We start from the raw sequence: 18241 nt of genomic DNA on the forward strand, positions 1-18241 counted from the left end.
CCGGGGTGGCCAAACAGCCAAAAAGGTGTGCGGATCGAACACAATCAGGAGGAAGACGGGGCTGAGGAAAAAAACCACACATGCGAATGAAAAATATTCTCATGTGTTTGCTTCAGGGTTATTTTCGGGGTTCGATCCGGACAATGCCATCGGCCGAGGTCACGGTTTTCACCGGCAACAAGGCGGGCAGGGCGTTGAGCAAGGCATCCGGGTCATGCACATCCAGGTTGCCTGACACCTTCAGGTGCGCCACGGCGTGACTCACCTGCAGCGGGGGTTGGGGACGGTACAAACTCAATTCATCGATCAGGCTGGCCAGCTCGCGATTGCGGAACGACAAGTGCCCGCTGCGCCAGTCGGCAACCTCCTCGGCGGTGAGGGTTTGTTGTTGCACGGTGCCCTTGGCGTAGTCGAAGGTGGCGCGTTGCTGGGCGCCGAGCAACGCGACCGGTTTGGTCGCATCCGGCGCGAACGCCACCTGGCCGTGGGCAACACTCACCACCAGTTGCTGCTGGCCGCGTCGCACATCGAAAGCGGTGCCCACCACGCGCACCGTCGCTTCGCCGGCTTGCACGTACAGCGGCCGTTCCTTGTCGGCCGCCACTTCGATATACAGCTGGCCCTTGTCCAGGTGAACGATGCGTTGGTGGGCGCTGAAATCTACGCGCAGGCGGGTGTTGGCATTCACGTAGAGGCGGCTGCCATCGGGCAGGTTCAGGGTACGCATGCCCTTGGCGTGGGCTGCGACCTGGGTGTGATACAACTCGCGCGGCGCGCCGAGGGGCGTGGTCAGTACCGCGCAGAGCAGGGCGGCCGCCACGGCCAGGGCCGGGCGCCAGATCACGGCGGTGCGCTTGGGCAGCGCCACGGGCGTGTTCAGTTGCTGCAACTGGGCGAGGTCGGCCCACAGTTGTTCGAATTCGGCATAGGCTTGGGCATGGGCCGGCACCGCCTGCCAGGCGGCGAAGGCCTTGCGGTCGGCGCGTGCGGTGGCGTTGCGGTTGCGTGCAAACCAGCTGGCGGCTTGGGCATCGACGGCGTCGCTCGTTTCGATGTCCGGGGCGTCGATGTCGCTCAGGCGGTTCATGCTGGCTGCTCCGTGCCGGGGTCAGGTTGAAGGCGTCGCTTGCAATGCAGCAGGGCAAAAGCGATGTGCTTTTCCACCATGCTGGTCGAAATACCCATGCGCTCGGCGATCTGCGCCTGGCTCAAGCCTTCGAAGCGATGCAGCATAAGGGCTTCTCGCCTGCGCGGCGAGAGTTCGGCGAGGACTTCTTTCAACTGTTCCAGGCGTTGCAGGCGAAGCGCGGCGGCCATCGGCGGGTTGTGCTCGTCAATGACCGGCTCGGCATCCCTTTCAACCTGATCGGCGTGGACGGCCTGCCGTACCTTCTGTTTGCGCCAGTGATCGCGCAACAGGTTGCGCGCCATCTGGAACAGAAACGCCCGTGGCTGCTCGACCTTGGCCCGGTCGCGGTAGTCCAGCCATTGGGTGAAGACATCCTGGGTCATGTCCGCCGCGTCGCTGGCGTTGTCCGTGCGCTTGCGCAGGAAATACAGAATGTCTGCATAAAACCCGCGAAAGGCATCGTCCGACAGCGGGTCGGATTTGGGACGCGACATGGATATCCTTCTTGGCGAAGCACGACGTAGAAAAGTCGTGAATGATATCGAGAATTATTGTCGTTTGTCTCCAGGCAAATACACTGACCCTGCGCAAGCGGCTCAGGACCTCAGCGTTCGACCGGCACCGACAGTGCCGGATGCCCCAGCGCATGGGTGCGCGCGGCAAAGAATCTCAACGCCACCCCGCTGCCATCGAACAACTGCGAATACCGCCGCTTCTGCTGGCGGATAAACCCATCGCTGCGCCCCGATACCGCGATCGCCAGGGTCGTCACCCGCGCCTGGCGAATCGCATCCACCAAGTGTTTATCCTGCGCTCCCAGGTCGTGGCCGAAGATGCACAGTGCCCCTTCATGGCCGAGTAACTGCTCGTAGCAGAACGACAGATAATCCGAGCTGCGGATGGTCTTGAGCTTCTCTTCCACCTTGCCCTCGCTGACAAACAACGGCACATCGTCCAGGGTCTTGATCGTGTTGTTGATCGCAAAACTGCTGAGCAGGGTGCTGTCGGTGGTCGGCAATTTGCGTGCGGTGCCGTCGAGGTTGCGCACCAGGTGCAGGCCGCCGTGCAGGTAAAGGATGCGCGTGGCGTCGGTGCGGGTGTCGCGCAGGTCGAAGCTGGCGTCGGCGCTGCGGAACAGGTCGTCGATGCCGGGGGTGTGCAGGATCGCCCAGTAGTTGAGCAAGTCGTAGTTGCTGGTGAATACCGTGGAGTAGCTGGCCAGTTCCGCGTTGATCGTCGCCAATGTCGACGGCTGCACCAGGCGCCACGGGATGTGTACGGCGTGGATGGTGTTGATCAATGCTTCCTTGATCGCATAGTAGCGATTGCGCGGCGCCGCCGAACTGACCGCCAGGGCTTTGTTGACCCGGCTGGTGGTCTTCAGCGCGCTCAGGGCCTGCTCGAAACTGCGGGTCTGCAGGGCGTCGAACACGCTCAGCTCGGATTGGCTCAAGGGTTTTTCTTCAACGGTGCGTGCGTTTTCGAACAGCGAGTCGTAGGCAAAGTCTTCCCAAATCGCTCGGCTGGCGCCGTTGCCGATCAGAATTCCACTGAAGTCGATGGCGCTGCGCAGTGCGCTCCAGTCTTCAAGGTGGGCGTCAATATCCTGAAAATCCTTCATCGCGGCGGGTCTACTCGAAATCGGCGGGTCGGTGACTTTATCACGAGCGAGGGTTGATCCTGATCAAGGTGGGCCCTGTGATGAACGTTGATGCTGTCGGCATAACGCCTCTGAGGATTCGCCATGAGCAGTACCTTCTTCATCCCCGCCGTTAACATCATGGGCACTGACTGCCTTGACGACGCGATGGTCGCCATTCGCAACTACGGTTTTCGCAAGGCCCTGATCGTTACCGACGCCGGTCTGGCGAAGGCGGGCGTGGCCAGCATGATCGCCGAGAAACTGGCGATGCAGGACATCGATTCGGTGATCTACGACGGCGCCAAGCCCAACCCCAATGTGGACAACGTCGAGAAAGGCCTCGCGCTGTTGCAGCAGAGCGCCTGTGATTTCGTGGTGTCCCTGGGCGGCGGTTCGCCCCATGACTGCGCCAAGGGCATCGCACTGTGTGCGACCAATGGCGGGCATATCGGCGACTACGAAGGCGTCGACCAATCGAGCAAGCCGCAACTGCCGCTGGTGGCCATCAACACCACCGCCGGCACCGCCAGCGAGATGACCCGTTTCTGCATCATCACCGACGAAACCCGTCACGTGAAAATGGCCATCGTCGACCGCAACGTCACGCCGCTGCTGTCGGTCAACGACCCGTCGCTGATGGTCGGCATGCCCAAGGGCCTCACCGCCGCCACCGGCATGGACGCCCTGACCCACGCCATCGAAGCCTACGTATCCACCGCCGCCACGCCGATCACCGACGCCTGCGCGATCAAGGCCATCGAACTGATCAGCGCCAACCTGCGCCTGGCGGTACGCGACGGCACCGACAAGGCCGCGCGGGAAAACATGGCCTATGCGCAGTTCCTCGCCGGCATGGCGTTCAACAACGCCTCCCTGGGTTTCGTGCATGCCATGGCCCACCAACTGGGCGGCCTGTACGACCTGCCCCACGGCGTGTGCAACGCGGTGCTGCTGCCCCATGTGCAGAGTTTCAACGCCAGCGTCAGTGCCAAGCGCTTGAGCGACGTCGGCCGTGCGCTGGGTGCGGACATCAACGGCAACTCGCCGGAAGAGGGCGCCCAAGCCGCCATCGCTGCCATCCGTACCCTGTCCCAGGACGTCGACATCCCCGCCGGCCTGCGCGAACTGGGCGCCAAGTTGCAGGACATTCCGCTGCTGGCCACCAACGCGTTGAAAGACGCCTGCGGCCTGACCAACCCACGCCGGGCTGATCAGCGTCAGATTGAGGAGATTTTCCGCAGCGCGTTCTGATCCGACCGGCAGCAGGCGACACACGCACATGCGCCGCCCGCCAAGGCCACGCACAACAGCGCCAACGGCCATGCCTGCTGACTCACTAGCAGGCTTGCCACACCACCGATCAATGCCGCTATCAACTGATGCATAAAGCCGCTCAACGCCATGGCGTAGGAGCCGCTGATCGGTGACTCATCATTGGCCACGGACAAACTGATGGGGTAACTCATTGATTGCCCCAGCACCGCCAGGCAATACGGTAACCACAGCAGCAATGCGAGCCCGCTGGCAAACACACTGCCAAGCAGCATGATCGCTGTGCCGAGCAACACTAACCCCACGCCCCAGCCCATCATCATCAAACGGTCCGTGTGCGCGACGAAGCGATTGACCATCAACGCTCCCGCCAGATACGCCCCGCTGATCGGCCAGCCCAGCCAGCCGTACTGCGCGGCACTCCACTCGAAACGCCCCTGCAGAATCATCGGCGCACAGGTGTTGAACGCAATGATCACCGCATAACCCAACCCACCCGCTAATGCTGCATGCAGGAACGCGGGGTGTCGCAGAATCCGGGTGTAAATGCGCCAGGCTGACGCCGACGAATCGGCCTTCACCAATGTTGGAAAAATCACGCGCGGCAACACCAGCATCAATATGACGGCGCCGATCGCTAGGCTATAAAAGATCGCCTTCCAGCCAAATGCTGCCTGCAACAGCGAACCCAGGAATTGGCCGATGCCCAGGGCGATCACAAAGGTCATCCCCAACCACGACAAGCCTTTGGCCAACAGCGTGCCGCTGAAACTGTCCCGCACCAATACTCGCGCCATCACCGATATGCCGCCCGCGCCCAGGCCTTGAATCAGGCGCAGTGCCAGAAAAGACTCAACATTGAACGCCGACGCAATCGCGACACTCGCCGACGCATACACCGCCAGCGCCACCAGCAACACCGGCTTTCTGCCAAAGCGTTCGCCCAGGCTGCCCCACAGCAACATCGGAAGTGCCATGCCCACCAGATATGCTGCCAAGGCCAGGGCGACCTGATCTTCGGCGGCCGGTAGAGACTGGGCGATGGCCGGGACTGCCGGCAGGTAGCTGCTGATGCCCACTTGGGAAAGGAATGCGGCGCTGCAGGCGAGGGCTAGGGAAACTCTGAAAAAGACTTTCTGATTTGGCAAAATACCGCGACCCCACCCACCGAGTTTCCCGATGAAGCAGATGACCTTCGCCGACGCCGAGTACGCTGGCAAGCGCAAGCAAACCCGCAAGGAGTTGTTCCTGATCGAGATGGATCGGGTGGTGCCGTGGAAGGGCTTGATTGCTTTGATCGAGCCACATTATCCGAAAGGTGAAGGTGGCCGTCCGGCCTACCCGTTGATGGCGATGCTGCGTGTGCATCTGCTGCAGAACTGGTTCGGCTACAGCGATCCAGCGATGGAGGAAGCGCTGTACGAAACCACGATCCTGCGCCAGTTTGCCGGGCTGAACCTGGAGCGCATCCCCGACGAAACCACCATTCTCAACTTCCGCCGCTTGCTGGAGAAACACGAGCTGGCGGCCGGCATCCTCGCTGTCATCAATGGCTATCTGGGCGACCGCGGCCTGTCGCTGCGCCAGGGCACCATCGTCGATGCAACGCTGATCAATGCGCCCAGTTCGACCAAGAACAAGGACGGCAAGCGCGACCCGGAAATGCACCAGACCAAGAAGGGAAACCAGTATTATTTTGGCATGAAGGCCCACATCGGCGCCGATGACGAATCGGGTCTGGTGCACAGCGTAGTGGGCACGGCGGCCAATGTGGCGGATGTCACCCAGGTGGACAAATTGCTGCATGGCGACGAAAACGTGGTCTGCGCCGATGCAGGCTACACCGGTGTCGAAAAGCGGCCCGAGCATGAAGGACGTGAAGTTATCTGGCAGGTGGCGGCACGCCGCAGCACCTACAAAAAACTCGATAAGCGCAGCGTGCTGTACAAAGCCAAGCGCAAGATTGAAAAGGCCAAGGCTCAGGTGCGCGCCAAGGTCGAGCATCCGTTCCGGGTAATCAAGCGCCAGTTCGGTTACACCAAGGTGCGCTTTCGCGGCTTGGCCAAAAACACGGCGCAACTGGTGACACTGTTCGCTCTGTCGAACCTGTGGATGGCGCGCCGACATTTACTGACGAATGCAGGAGAGGTGCGCCTGTAATGCGGGAAATGGCCACCGGAGTGGGGTCCGGGTGGCGAAAACGTAAGAAATACTCGTCGAATTGATTGTTTTTTGATCATTTGGCGAGTTTAAAAGTTGCGCTAGGTGGTATGCCGGGGAAATACATGGCTACTTCAGACCATCCCTAGGGGGGTGGTATTTTTCAATAAGTATTGTCCTTCACTCCAGGTTTCAAGGGGATTGTTATGCGTCTTATAGGATTATCGTGGTGTTCACAGGTGCCTGGTTTTTAGAGGGGTTAATAATCAATGCGAGTAAGTGAATGTTGTTTTTTAGCTGGTGTGAGTGTTAATTATTGATTTCGTGCTTGTTCAGTAGAGTGGTGAGGTACGAGCAAAATAATATTATTGTTGCAGGGTCCATGTCTGCTCGAAGAGTGACGCGTATTGCAGCTTTTCCTCTTGGCACCACTGGGAAAAATACGGAGGATGTAAAAAAGCCTTTTTCCGCAAGATGAATGGTGAGGGTGTTTGCTTTTTCCGCTTTGCCACAGGTGATCAGCCGTATTGCAGCATTTGTACCGGATTGGTCGGTATGTATCAGGCTGTCAAATAATTTTATGTTGAGTAGGAGTTTCTCTTGAAGTGAACACAGCTCTTCCGTTTGATGTATTTTTATTGAGGCTAGTCCTGCACCTATAGCTGCCGAATTTAGGCTTTGAGACCAGTTGCTAGGGCCTCCGTATCGGTGCATCAGGGTCTTTTGTCTTTCGCTACCAAACATGATTAATCCCCCACTAGCACCAAAGGATTTACCTAGAGAGGCTACAATTAACGTCTGATCGTCTAGCGTTTGTATGCGCGACCGGATGAAACCTCTTCCTCTCTCTCCGAATGCCGATAGCGCATGGGAGTCGTCCATGTAAAGAAATAGTCCGTAACGCGATTTCAAATAAAGTAACCCATCGATGTCCGCAATTCCGCCCATGCTATATATTCCATCGCATACATAGGCGACCTTCTTTCGTTTTTTACATAATTCCTCAATGAAGGAAAGATCATTATGTGGCGCTGTTTTAACTTCGGTCTCATCAGCGCATGAGGCTTTGATATGGTTCATGGAATAGTGAGAATGCTTGAATTTGTTTGTGAATGATGTACTTTCCATTTGCCTATTCGTCCTTGGGCGTTGGCGGAAAACAGTAGCGGGTAAACCATTGTGAAATAAGTCAGATATTTCCCGTGCTCGTAACTCAAAATGGAGTTATTTGTGTGAGTAAGGTCCTACTTTTTATGATGGCGAATAGATGTCTCGGTAGACGCTTTCTAATCTGTGCCCTTTGCGTCAGAGGAGTATTAGAGTGTGGCGTTTTCGTGGGGGCATGTAATTTATTCAGGTTGTGCGTCACGCGATTAGGTAAGGTGTCAGCGTGCAAACGGATGTGCCGATAGCGTTCAAAAGACTTGTCTGTCGGCTAGTGTGCTGTCTCTGAAATAAGTTTCTAACCTGAGCTATGCTTCTGTGGTCAGTCAGTGCTTGGAGTGATCACATGAACTCTCAGGACATCGTGCTCAGTGAAGACGAACAAACTGAACTGAGTCGGCGCATAAGATCAGCCACGATCAGTCAGCGTGACGGTCGTCGGGCGCGGGTGATTTTGCTAGCCGCTCGAGGTTGTTCTCGTAACGAGATCGCCCAGTTGACCGGTCTCTCCGTTGTTTCAGTCACCCGCTGGTGCAAGCGTTTTCAAGAGCTGCGTCTACAAGGCCTGGTGGATCTGCCCGGGCGAGGTCGTAAGCCGTCCCTACCGGCCGAAGCGTTGAAACGGACCCTTGAGCAAGTCACTCAGCCGCGTATTGGCCAGCCTCGCTGGAGCTGTCGAAGCATGGCGCGAGTGGCCGGTATCTCACCGGCCAGCGTCCAGCGTATATGGGCCGCCAACGACATAAAACCGCACCTGACACGCACCTTCAAACTGTCCAACGATCCAAACTTCGAAGAGAAATTTTGGGACGTCATTGGGCTGTATCTGGATCCGCCGGATAAGGCACTGGTGCTCTGTTGCGATGAAAAAAGCCAGGTTCAGGCCCTCGAACGCACTCAGCCTGGACTGCCTTTGGGAATTGGGCATATCCGCACGCAATCGCACGATTATGTCCGCCACGGCACCGTTACCTTGTTCACCGCGCTGGATTATCTTCAGGGGCATTTGATCAGCAGCATTGAGCGCCAACATCGGCATCAGGAGTGGCTGGAGTTTCTCAAAAAGATCAATCGAGAAACGCCCAAGCATCTTCAGCTGCATTTGATCGTCGACAACTATGCCACGCACAAGCATCCAAAAGTGAAGGCGTGGCTGGAAAAGCATAAACGCTTCCACATGCATTTCACTCCGACTGCCAGTTCATGGATGAACATGGTTGAACGCTTCTTTCGCGACATCACGGTGTACCTGCGTGACGGCAGTTTCAGTTCGGTTCGCGAACTGGAGAGCTCAATCACCATGTTCCTGGCACTGCGAAATGCACAGCCAACTCGCTACGTCTGGAACGCCAAAGGAGAAGACATTTTGAACAAGATACAGCGAGCCCGTGAGGCAATGGCCTCACAGGCATGAGGAGCTTTATTTGTGAGACGGCGCACTAGGTAAATCTAGCGGGATGAAGGAGGATTTGATGAGAGTTCTGTTATTCGGTGCCACTGGCATGATCGGTCAAGGCGTTCTGCGCGAGTGCCTGCTGGCCGCCGACGTGCAGGAAGTCGTCGCCGTCGGCCGCACGCCGTTGACCCTGGAGCACCCCAAACTGCATCAGGTGCTGCACGCGGACATGCTGGATTTGCAGGCTCTGGAGAACTTGCTGCAAGGTTTCGATGCCTGCTTCTTTTGCCTCGGTGTTTCATCGGCGGGGATGAATGAAACCCGCTACACCCATCTTACCTATGATCTGACCCTGGTCGCCGCCAGCACCCTGGCGCGGCTCAATCCGCAAATGACGTTTATCTATGTGTCTGGCGCCGGCACCGACAGTTCCGAAACGGGCCAGTCGATGTGGGCGCGGGTCAAGGGCAAGACCGAAAATGCCTTGCTGCGCCTGCCGTTCAAGGCGGTGTATGTGTTCCGGCCGGGACTGATTCAGCCGTTGCACGACGTGCGTTCGAAGACGCCTTTGTACGCGTTGTTCTATACGGTACTCGGGCCGTTGCTCTCGTTGGTGCGTCGGATAAAGCCAGGTTGGGTAGTCAGCACCGAGACCGTTGGCCGTGCGATGTTGGCTGTGGTGCGTCACGGCGCGCCACAGCCGGTGGTGGAGCAAGCCGAGATCCATCGGCTGGCCTCTCTGAACAACCGCTGATCAGCTCGCCGTCGCGAGTGCGCGGGCGGGGGTGGCGCTGAACTGAATCAACGCGACGCCACCGATCAACAGCAACGCGCCCAGTACCTGGGGCGTTGTCAGCGGGCGTTCCACCAGGCCGAACAGGCCGAAGTGATCGAGCAGCAGCGAGGCGAGAAGTTGCCCGGCCATGGCCAGCGCGATAAAGCCCGATGCGCCCAGCTTGGGCAGCAACATCAATGCCAACGAGATAAAGCACACGCCAAATGCACCGCCGGCCCACATCCACAGCGGCGCCTTGCCGATAAACGCCAGCCTGCCACCCAACGGCACGCTCGACCTGCCCACCTACCTGTCGCGGCCCCATGTGCTCTTGGAAATGCGCGGCAGCGGCACCCCGGAAATCGAGCGGGCGCTGAGCGTGATCCGTGAGCGACGGCATGTGGCGATCAGCCTGCCGCATTGGGGCGTGGCGCCGCAGTTGATCGAGGGCACGGACCTGATCCTGACCGTCTCGTCGAGGGGCGTGCTCAACATCGACCGTGAGCGGCTGTCGACGGTGCCGCCGCCGTTTCATATTCCGTCGTTCGCCTTTGAGCTGGCGTGGCATGCGCGGCGGGGAGGGGATTCTGGGTTGCAGTAGTTGAAGGCGCAGGTGCAGGGTGTATTGTCCGAAGGTTGCCACTAACAGGAACGACCCCATGCTCACCGGTCTTAACCACTTGACCCTGGCCGTCACCGATCTGCCGCGCAGCGTCAGCTTCTACCATGACCTGCTGCAACTTCGCCTCGACGCCACCTGGGACAACGGCGCCTACCTGTCATTGCCCGGCTTGTGGCTGTGCCTGTGCCTCGACCCACTGCGCCCGTCGGTGCCGGCGGCTGAATACACCCACTTTGCCTTCACGGTAGGCGCGAGCGACTTCGCCGCGCTGGTGCAACGCCTGCGAGCCGCCGGCGTAGCAGAGTGGCGCGACAACCGCAGCGAGGGCGCTTCGTTCTATTTTCTCGACCCCGATGGCCACAAGCTCGAAGCCCATGTCGGTGATCTGGCCTCGCGCCTGCAAGCCTGTCGCGCCAAGCCTTATGCCGGCATGCAGTTTTACCCGTAGCGCGGGAACGTGCAGAATCCTTCCACCTCTCAACCGTCAGTCAGAGCCACGCCCATGACCCCATCCTTGCTGCTCGCCGTCCTCGCTTCGGGTTTTATCTACGGTATTACGCCTGGTCCGGGGGTGTTGGCCGTGTTCGGTATCGGCGCGGCCCGGGGGCGTCGCGCCGGGGCCGGTTTTCTGTGCGGGCATTTGCTCGGCGATGTGCTGTGGTGCAGCACCGCGCTGATTGCGATCGTGGGGGCGCGGGAAGTCGGCAGCACTGCGTTCGATGTGCTGGGCGTGCTCAGTGGCGCGTACTTGTTCTGGCTGGGCTGGCGCGCGATCCGTACCCAGCGCCGCAGTAGTGAGGCACCCCAGGGCGCGGCGCGACATCCGTTCTGGCACGGCATCCTGTTCGGCCTGACCAACCCCAAGGCCTACCCGGTGGCCGTCGCCACGTTTACCGCCTTGCTGTCCAGCCGTGCCGAGCTGCTGACCTGGGCGATGCTGCCATCGTTGATCTTGCTGAGCTTTATCGGCGGGCTGTTGGCCTACGCGATTCTGATCGGCGTGGTGGGCGCACAGCGGGTACGCACGGTGTATCAGCGTCACGAAATCCTCATCACCAAGCTCTGTGGGGTGATGTTCATCGGCTTCGCCATCAATGCGCTGGCCCACGCGTTGCCGGGCCTGTTCGGCAGTAAACCGGCGTGAGGCGGCGACCGTTCGTCGCACTGGCAAGCTTTTTCTAAACCTTTGCGGCGGTTAAAATTCGAATTCAGAGCGGGGCGTATGTTCTCGCACCTATTTTTGCCCTGGAGGAACCCATCATGAGCCGCATGGCTATCCGGTTACGCACCGCCAGTTTCGCGATGCTGCTGGGCCTCGGCGCCAGCAATGCTTTCGCCCAGTCGCCGGCTGAATTCATCGAGCAGGCTTCGGCCAAAGGCATGGCCGATATCGAAACCAGCCGCATGGCCCACGCCAAGACCTCGTCCCAGGAAATCAAGGACTACACCATCGAGGTGATCAACGAGCGCACCCTGGCCAACCAGCATCTGGCGGCCATCGCCAAGAAGCTCGACCTGCCCGTGGCGCCGCGCGAGAAGATCGTCGACAAAGCCGAAACCCTCATGCCCGAGCTCAAGGACGGTGATTCCTTCGATGCTGCCTACACCGCGCAACAGGTCAAGGAAAACGAAGACGCCATCGCGCTGTTCAAGCAGGAAGGTGCCGCGTCGGATGTCCCGGAAATAAAAGCGCTGGTGGATGAGACGCTGCCCAAGCTGGAAGAGCGTCTGCAAAAGGCCCGCGCCCTGGCATCCACCTACGGTAAAGGCCGTCAAGGCGACGGTTGAGGCTTGCACTCGATATGCAAAACGGCGGTTGGCGCCCATCCAACCGCCGTTTTTTTATGCCGGGTTCAAGTCGGTCCTGGTCGCCGGCGCACTCAGAACCGCAGTTCCGCCTGGCCTGTGCCTTCCAGTGCGAGCAGATACTGCTTGGCCGCAAGCCCGCCGGCAAACCCGGTCAAGCCGCCCGATGCACCAATGACCCGATGGCACGGCGCAATGATCGAGATCGGATTACGCCCATTGGCCGCGCCCACGGCGCGCACGGCTTTCGGGTTGCCGATCTGCTGGGCGATCTGGCTGTAGCTGCGGGTTTCGCCGAAGGGGATGGTCAGCAGTGCCTGCCAGACTTGTTTCTGAAAATCGGTGCCGGTGAAGTCCAACTCCAGCTCGAACCGATGACGGGCACCGGCGAAGTATTCCTGCAACTGGCGCTCGGTTTCCAACAGCACGGGGTTGTCTTTCACTTCGCGCAATTCCCCCAGGCGTACACGGTTCGCGCGCTCTGTTTCCCATAGGATGGCGCTGAGTTTGCCATGGCGGGACACCAGGGTCAGTTCGCCGACGGGGGAGGGCATGAGTGTGTATTCGTAGGCCATCAACGGGCTCCTCGGAGAACGGACGTAAAAGGGTACAGCGCTACGGTAGTTCCATCGACCTGGAGGAAAACTACGTTTCTTGCGGTCAAATTCCACCGACTGGACGTTCCAGTCGAGGCATTCAGAAAAATAGCGAAACCCGGTGATGCGGGGAAGCGCCATGAGCCGTGAGGCGGATGGGGCGACATCCGCCGGAACGAGTCTGTCGGCGCATTCAGATGCCGCTATCGATCCTGTTGCAGCACCTTGAGCGCTGCGGACGCGAGGAACCCCGAACGGCTTTTTTCCTCGGGATGATGCAGTACGTATTCATCGATACGATTGAGCAAATAGCCTGGCAGGGTGATGTTGAGTTTCTGCGCCTTGCCCAGGTATTTGGTGACATCGATGTCCACCACTGCCCACATGCAACCAGCGTACTTGGGGTTGGCTGCATGCAGGGTGACTTTCTGCGCGCGGGGAATCGGCGCACCGTCTTCGGCGAGAATTTCGAAGTGGCCTTCAATCGCTTCACGGGCCATGGCCATGGCGTCGTCCAAGTCGTCACCGACGGAGTAGTAACCAGGAATGTCCGGGACTTCCACGCCCCAGGCATGTGACAGAAGCGGCACAGGATCGCGTGCGATAGGTTTCCCTTTCCAGGCCACCCATACCAAGGGGAAGGCCAGCCAAAGAATGAAATGCACCCTAGAAGGACTGGGCCAACGTAAACGGAATACGCAACGCACCGATGGGGTCTTCACGTGTACCGCACATTTCATCGTGGACGCAGTGCTGCACCAGCACACAAGGAAACGCCGGAACCCGTTGCAACAGGTCGCGCAAATGTGTGGTCGAGCCGATACGCATCGGTTTCGCATCCTCGTTCAGCAGCGTCATCGCCGTATGCTCGAGCCTGACGCGCGCGATGTAGAAACCGCCCTCCAGCGACAGCAGCTCCAGCTCGCGTATCTCACCCTTCACGGCCAGTTCGGTCAGCATTTGCATGTTCATGATTCAGCCTCGCAGTGGGTCGTTCATTGGCGACGAAAGAACAGCGTGACCTGGCCCCATTCGACGCCAAACTTGGACATGCTCGACCGGTTGATCAACGTGTCTTCGTCCATCAAGTACATCCAGTCGTCAAAACTGACTTCGTAGACCGAGCCATCCACCGCCAGGTTGAGGCGGTAGCGCCAACGCAATGCGTTGCCGGCCACCTCGCCGATAGCCTCGCCAACCACATCCCCCGCGCGCCCGCGCCAGCGCCCGGGGCCATCCGGTGTCAACGTCCACACCCGCTGCTGGCGCGTGCCATCGCTGTAGAGAAAACGCTCGTCGAGAATCAACGCATCGCCCTCGCGTCGGCTGACGATATCTACCTCAAAGCGCTTGGCCACTTCCCCCGAACGCTTCTGGAATATGCCCCAGGCCTTGACGGGTTTGCTGAAGAAACGCTCCAGGTCCAACTGCGGTTGCTGGTCGGCGTAGTGGTCGACCTCTACGTTGCCGCAGCTGCACAGGCTCAATACCAGAAGCAGTGAAACCAGTAGGCGTGCCATGGACCGGCTCCTTGATCGAGTGGGGCGGGGTGCTGAGATTCAAGGACTGATAGTTGTACAAAAATATTGTTTTGTACATGTTTTGCGGTGTTTATTTTGAAGGCTTCCGAGGCGTTGAAGCGCCCGACTCTATATTTCACTCATAAAACCGGCCACCAAGGACCGGTTTTTTACATCCCCCGTCAAAACCATCCTGACGCGAGACCAATATCTGAGTGGAGCGGGTGAAGGGAATCGAACCCTTAATGGACAAGGAGGTACGAAGGTTGTGTAGGTGTGTAGGTAGGCGAGCTGCGTTCTCAGCCAGCAGCGGTCACCCCACTGTGGCCTGAGGAGCCTCTAGTCCCTCTAAGCGCTGAGCCACTCTTCAACCTTGTCACGGGTCGGGATGCCCCCTGAGTGAACAACCTTTCCATCAATCACAACACTCGGGGTGGACATGACCCCGTAGCTGACGATCTGTTGCATGTCTTCGATTTTTTCCAGCTTTACGGGGATGCCTTTCGCACTCGCCACTTGTTCGATGATGGCGACTGTCGATTTGCATTTTGCACAACCGGTGCCCAGAACCTTGATGTCTTTCATAAAAACCTCGGTAGGTGGATTACAAAGCGAAGTTGAAGACGTAACCAACGATGAGAATGCCGACGGCGACGACCCCAATGAAGGTGGCTATCAGGCGAACTTTAAGCACCTTGCGCAAAATCACCATCTCCGGAAGAGATAGAGCGATGACACTCATCATGAAGGCCAGCACAGTGCCCAGTGCCGCGCCCTTTGCGAGTAGTGCCTGCACAATGGGGATGATGCCTGCCGCATTGGTATACATGGGGATGCCGATAAGAACCGCGAGCGGAACCGACCACCAGGCTTCCTTGCCCATGAAACTGGCCATGAAATCCTCTGGCACATACCCGTGAATGCCCGCGCCAATGGCAATACCGGCGAGGATGTAAGGCCAGACTTTTCCGACGATTTCACGCACGCTGCCAAACCCGGCACTTATCCGCTCATACAGGGGCATGCGGGTGTCCCCGGCAGTTGCCTGGATCCTGGGCATGTCACGAACCCAATCTTCCAGATAGGCCTCCATTTTCAGGCGGCCAATGACCCAGCCAGCCACAATCGCAATAAACAACCCTAGGCTGAGATACAGCAACGCAACTTTCCAGCCGAACAAGCCAAGCAGCAGTGTCAGCGCGACCTCATTCACCATGGGCGCAGAAATGAGGAAGGAGAACGTTACCCCCAGGGGCACGCCAGCTTGAACAAAACCTATAAAAAGAGGAACGGCTGAACACGAGCAAAATGGGGTAAACACACCGAGCGAGGCCGCCATGACATTGGCTGTGCCCTCGCTTCGCCCTGCCAATATTGCGCGGGTGCGTTCAGGCGTGAAGTGGGAGTTGAGCATGCCCATCAAGAACACGATGCCAGTCAACAGCATCAACACTTTGGGCGTGTCGTAGAAAAAAAACTGTAAGGCGCCTCCAAGGTGGCTATTTCGATCAACCGGAAGCGCTGCGACCAAAACCTCTGAAACAGGTATCAGGGCTTCATACAATCCGAACCAGACAAGCGCTGCAACCGCTAAAAACAGGCGGGGATTGCGCTTCGGCCAGCGCACGATCATTTCATTCATGTCCTCTACTCCTGGGGTGTAGGCGCACTAGGCCACGGACGGCTCGTCAAGATAGGTCGCGATCTGATTGACTGTGCTGCGTGCTGTGCGTGTTACACCGATCAGTGTGGCGGAAGCCGAACCTGTCCACTCGCCATAGCCCACCAGCCATAGTCTTGGTTCCTGGATCGAGTGAGTGCCGTCGACCTCAACACGACCTTCAGTGTCGATCACCCCCAGCGTATTCAGATGCTGAAGTGCGGGCCTGAATCCGGTACACCAGATCACTACATCCACTGCAGATTCGGAGCCGTCGGCCCACATCACACCGTCGCGAGTGAAGCGTTCAAAAGGGCGTACAGACTTGAGAACTTCACGCTCACGGGCTTCTACAACTGGCGGCACCATGACAATGTCTCCCAACCCGCCGACGGGCTGATCAATGACACGCCCCTCCTGCTGAGCTTTCAAGCGCTGAGTGGCACGTTCGAATAGCACCCGCCCATCCACTTCATCAGGCAAAAACACCGGCTCAGTAGGAGTCACCCAAGTGGTCTCAGCGACCTTGGAGACTTCTGCCAAAATCTGCGCTCCTGAATTGCCACCACCCACCACCAAAACCTTCTTGCCAGCAAACGCTTGTGCATCGACATAGTTCGCGGAATGCAATTGCCGACCGGCGAATAACTCGGCATCAGGGTAGTGAGGGATATACGGATTGCTCCAAGTGCCGGTAGCGCTGATTACAATCTTGGCATCCCAATACTTGGCGTCAGAACGCACTCGTAAGCCAGACTCTATACGCTCTACAGAAACGACGCGAACCGGGCGCTCAACCGGGAATTGATAGCGCTGCTCATATTGGCTGAGATAGTCGATCACATGATTTCGCGTTGGATACCCTTCCTGCGCAGGAGGCATCATCCAGCCTGGGATCGAACTCCAAGTGGACGGGGAGAATAAACGCAGCGAGTTCCAGCCATGCCGCCATGCACCACCGGGCTCTTCCTCGGCGTCGAGGATGACGAACGAAAGTTGAGTTCGGCGCAGGAAATACACTACCGCCAAGGCTGACTGCCCCCCACCGATAATGACTACATCTCGTTGGTCGCTGGGCGAAGGAGTCATGGGAAAACCTTGAGTCGATGTTGGGCGGTAGCCAGTATAGCGAGCCAAGTTTGAACCCAACTGATCTAGCTCATATGTTGAGGATGCTAAAGCTGCCATTGGCCAGCCGGCAATTAGGCCTCATGCAAACGGTGAGCGCGGATTGGCCACCGCCAATGACCACTGCATCAAATTTCGAGTTTTGATTCACCAGCATCCCTCCAGGCCCATCTGCTTCACATCCGTTTAAACCCTACGGCCATTCTCATCAATGACGACTTGTCCGTCTTCTTTGACGAAGCTGCCGCGCTGCTCTTGCGGCAGAAGGTCGAGGACTGCCTCTGACGGACGACACAAGCGTGTCCCCAAGGGCGTCACGACGATGGGGCGATTGATCAGAATGGGGTGAGCCATCATGGCATCGATGAGCTGGTCATCAGTAAGTGACGTATCACCGAGTCCCAGCTCCTCGTAGGGGGTGCCTTTGATACGAAGCAGGGCCCGCACCTCGATACCCATATCCTTGATCAACCTGACAAGCGTGGTGCGGTCAGGTGGGGTCTGTAGGTACTCGATAACAGTCGGCTCTTCTCCGCTGTTGCGGATCAGCTCCAAGGTGTTGCGAGAGGTGCCACATTGCGGGTTGTGGTAGATCGTTATCTGACTCATACAGTTTCCTCGCGGTGACGTTAAATGGAGCGCTGGTTGACGCGCTTGGACAGCTCTTCAGCGGACTCTTTACGCTCGGAGTAGCGATCAACCAAGTAGTCCTGGCGACCCCGCAACAGCAGCGTGAACTTCATTAGCTCTTCCATCACATCCACCAGTCGGTCGTAGTACGAGGACGGCTTCATGCGGCCTACCTCGTCGAACTCGGTGAACGCCTTGGCCACCGAAGATTGGTTTGGGATGGTGAACATCCGCATCCATCGACCCAGTACGCGCAGCTGATTGACCACGTTGAAAGATTGCGAGCCGCCGCAGACCTGCATCACAGCAAGGGTTTTGCCTTGCGTAGGTCGTACAGCGCCAATCGCCAGCGGAACCCAGTCAATTTGGGCTTTGAATACTGCACTCATCGAGCCGTGACGCTCAGGGGAGCACCACACCTGCCCCTCAGACCATTGCATCAGCTCGCGCAGCTCAGCGACCTTGGGATGTGTATCGGGAGCGTCATCCGGCAGCGGCAGACCCGATGGGTCAAAGATCTTGGTTTCAGCGCCAAACTCATTCAGCAGGCGTGCCGCCTCTTGCGTGACTAACCGGCTGAAAGAGCGCTCTCGCGTCGATCCGTACAAAAGCAGAATTCGAGGCTTATGGAGTGACGGTGTACGCGGCTCCAGTTGTTCCAACGACGGAATGTCGATCAGGTCGGTGTGTACGTTCGGCAATGTATCTTGCATATAAACTCCTACCACGGCGCCGGCTAGG

At 58.3% G+C, this 18241-nt stretch carries 20 protein-coding genes and 3 pseudogenes; 8 read left to right on the forward strand and 15 right to left on the reverse strand.

Going from position 1 to position 18241, the window contains the following annotated elements; all coding sequences use genetic code 11:
* Window positions 1–118 precede the first annotated feature (118 nt).
* The 3 genes from RGV59_RS12900 to RGV59_RS12910 form a co-directional block, all read right to left on the reverse strand.
* Window positions 119–1087 carry a FecR family protein gene (locus RGV59_RS12900; protein ID WP_046490287.1) on the reverse strand — a complete coding sequence of 323 codons (969 nt, stop codon included), beginning with the start codon at window positions 1085–1087 and terminating at the stop codon, window positions 119–121.
* Window positions 1084–1623 carry an RNA polymerase sigma factor gene (locus tag RGV59_RS12905; protein WP_017844857.1) on the reverse strand — a complete coding sequence of 180 codons (540 nt, stop codon included), beginning with the start codon at window positions 1621–1623 and terminating at the stop codon, window positions 1084–1086. The genes RGV59_RS12900 and RGV59_RS12905 overlap by 4 nt, the downstream gene beginning before the upstream one ends.
* Before the next feature lie 110 nt (window positions 1624–1733).
* Entirely contained in the window at window positions 1734–2750 is a 1017-nt protein-coding gene (locus RGV59_RS12910; RefSeq protein WP_046490289.1) for a DUF4917 family protein, read from the reverse strand.
* A gap of 123 nt (window positions 2751–2873) precedes the next feature.
* Here RGV59_RS12910 and yiaY point away from each other — a divergent pair, with 123 nt between their 5' ends.
* Entirely contained in the window at window positions 2874–4022 is a 1149-nt protein-coding gene (gene yiaY / locus RGV59_RS12915) for an L-threonine dehydrogenase (protein ID WP_017844859.1), read from the forward strand.
* On the opposite strand, the gene RGV59_RS12920 is transcribed toward yiaY, so the two are convergent.
* Entirely contained in the window at window positions 3989–5191 is a 1203-nt protein-coding gene (locus tag RGV59_RS12920; RefSeq protein ID WP_322246954.1) for an MFS transporter, read from the reverse strand. The genes yiaY and RGV59_RS12920 overlap by 34 nt on opposite strands.
* A 31-nt stretch (window positions 5192–5222) precedes the next feature.
* Between RGV59_RS12920 and RGV59_RS12925 the strand changes: the two genes are divergently transcribed.
* Window positions 5223–6203, forward strand: coding sequence for an IS5-like element IS1384 family transposase (locus RGV59_RS12925; protein ID WP_010466230.1), 981 nt, complete (start codon window positions 5223–5225; stop codon window positions 6201–6203).
* 309 nt (window positions 6204–6512) lie between these two features.
* On the opposite strand, the pseudogene RGV59_RS12930 reads toward RGV59_RS12925, so the two are convergent.
* Window positions 6513–7301, reverse strand: a pseudogene (locus RGV59_RS12930) (aminotransferase class I/II-fold pyridoxal phosphate-dependent enzyme); the annotation flags it as partial.
* 412 nt (window positions 7302–7713) lie between these two features.
* Between RGV59_RS12930 and RGV59_RS12935 the strand changes: the two are divergent.
* Together RGV59_RS12935 and RGV59_RS12940 are read left to right on the forward strand one after the other, a co-directional pair.
* Complete coding sequence (locus tag RGV59_RS12935) at window positions 7714–8781, forward strand: IS630 family transposase (RefSeq protein ID WP_126586189.1); 1068 nt, start codon at window positions 7714–7716, stop codon at window positions 8779–8781.
* Window positions 8782–8839: 58 nt separating this feature from the next.
* Window positions 8840–9517: an NAD(P)H-binding protein gene (locus tag RGV59_RS12940; RefSeq protein ID WP_126585688.1), complete on the forward strand. Its 678-nt coding sequence runs from the start codon at window positions 8840–8842 to the stop codon at window positions 9515–9517.
* Here the strand turns inward: RGV59_RS12940 and RGV59_RS12945 are convergent.
* Window positions 9518–9811, reverse strand: a pseudogene (locus RGV59_RS12945) (DMT family transporter); the annotation flags it as partial.
* On the opposite strand from RGV59_RS12945, the pseudogene RGV59_RS12950 reads away from it, so the two are divergent.
* From RGV59_RS12950 to RGV59_RS12965, 4 genes and pseudogenes are all read left to right on the forward strand, one after another.
* A pseudogene (locus RGV59_RS12950) lies at window positions 9810–10139 on the forward strand (LysR family transcriptional regulator); the annotation flags it as partial. The pseudogenes RGV59_RS12945 and RGV59_RS12950 sit on opposite strands and share 2 nt — an antisense overlap.
* Window positions 10140–10197: 58 nt before the next feature.
* Window positions 10198–10608 (forward strand): fosfomycin resistance glutathione transferase, encoded by a 411-nt coding sequence (gene fos, locus RGV59_RS12955; protein WP_017844864.1) that lies wholly within the window; start codon window positions 10198–10200, stop codon window positions 10606–10608.
* A 54-nt stretch (window positions 10609–10662) separates the two neighbouring features.
* The gene (locus RGV59_RS12960; protein WP_046384396.1) at window positions 10663–11304 is read left to right on the forward strand and encodes a LysE family translocator; all 642 of its coding nucleotides are present in this window, start codon (window positions 10663–10665) and stop codon (window positions 11302–11304) included.
* 116 nt (window positions 11305–11420) lie between these two features.
* Window positions 11421–11948 carry a DUF4142 domain-containing protein gene (locus RGV59_RS12965; RefSeq protein ID WP_017844866.1) on the forward strand — a complete coding sequence of 176 codons (528 nt, stop codon included), beginning with the start codon at window positions 11421–11423 and terminating at the stop codon, window positions 11946–11948.
* Between the two features lie 92 nt (window positions 11949–12040).
* Here RGV59_RS12965 and RGV59_RS12970 read toward each other — a convergent pair whose 3' ends face one another.
* The 9 genes from RGV59_RS12970 to arsH form a co-directional block, all read right to left on the reverse strand.
* A complete protein-coding gene (locus RGV59_RS12970; protein ID WP_046490294.1) occupies window positions 12041–12541 on the reverse strand; it encodes a methylated-DNA--[protein]-cysteine S-methyltransferase in 501 nt (166 codons plus the stop codon).
* Between the two features lie 224 nt (window positions 12542–12765).
* Entirely contained in the window at window positions 12766–13152 is a 387-nt protein-coding gene (locus tag RGV59_RS12975) for a type II toxin-antitoxin system HicB family antitoxin (protein WP_185833581.1), read from the reverse strand.
* A 76-nt stretch (window positions 13153–13228) separates the two neighbouring features.
* Window positions 13229–13534, reverse strand: coding sequence for a DUF6482 family protein (locus tag RGV59_RS12980; protein WP_126585689.1), 306 nt, complete (start codon window positions 13532–13534; stop codon window positions 13229–13231).
* Window positions 13535–13557: 23 nt separating this feature from the next.
* Complete coding sequence (locus tag RGV59_RS12985) at window positions 13558–14082, reverse strand: DUF3833 domain-containing protein (protein ID WP_126585690.1); 525 nt, start codon at window positions 14080–14082, stop codon at window positions 13558–13560.
* A gap of 348 nt (window positions 14083–14430) precedes the next feature.
* Window positions 14431–14667 carry a thioredoxin family protein gene (locus RGV59_RS12990; protein WP_017844871.1) on the reverse strand — a complete coding sequence of 79 codons (237 nt, stop codon included), beginning with the start codon at window positions 14665–14667 and terminating at the stop codon, window positions 14431–14433.
* Between the two features lie 19 nt (window positions 14668–14686).
* Window positions 14687–15724: a permease gene (locus RGV59_RS12995; protein ID WP_126585691.1), complete on the reverse strand. Its 1038-nt coding sequence runs from the start codon at window positions 15722–15724 to the stop codon at window positions 14687–14689.
* A 27-nt stretch (window positions 15725–15751) separates the two neighbouring features.
* Window positions 15752–16831 (reverse strand): ArsO family NAD(P)H-dependent flavin-containing monooxygenase, encoded by a 1080-nt coding sequence (locus RGV59_RS13000; RefSeq protein WP_126585692.1) that lies wholly within the window; start codon window positions 16829–16831, stop codon window positions 15752–15754.
* 225 nt (window positions 16832–17056) lie between these two features.
* Window positions 17057–17479 (reverse strand): arsenate reductase (glutaredoxin), encoded by a 423-nt coding sequence (arsC, locus tag RGV59_RS13005; RefSeq protein WP_058410998.1) that lies wholly within the window; start codon window positions 17477–17479, stop codon window positions 17057–17059.
* A 20-nt stretch (window positions 17480–17499) separates the two neighbouring features.
* The gene (gene arsH / locus RGV59_RS13010; protein ID WP_017844875.1) at window positions 17500–18213 is read right to left on the reverse strand and encodes an arsenical resistance protein ArsH; all 714 of its coding nucleotides are present in this window, start codon (window positions 18211–18213) and stop codon (window positions 17500–17502) included.
* Window positions 18214–18241 lie beyond the last annotated feature (28 nt).

This window comes from Pseudomonas sp. FG1 (assembly GCF_034313875.1).
Classification (GTDB): domain Bacteria; phylum Pseudomonadota; class Gammaproteobacteria; order Pseudomonadales; family Pseudomonadaceae; genus Aquipseudomonas; species Aquipseudomonas veronii.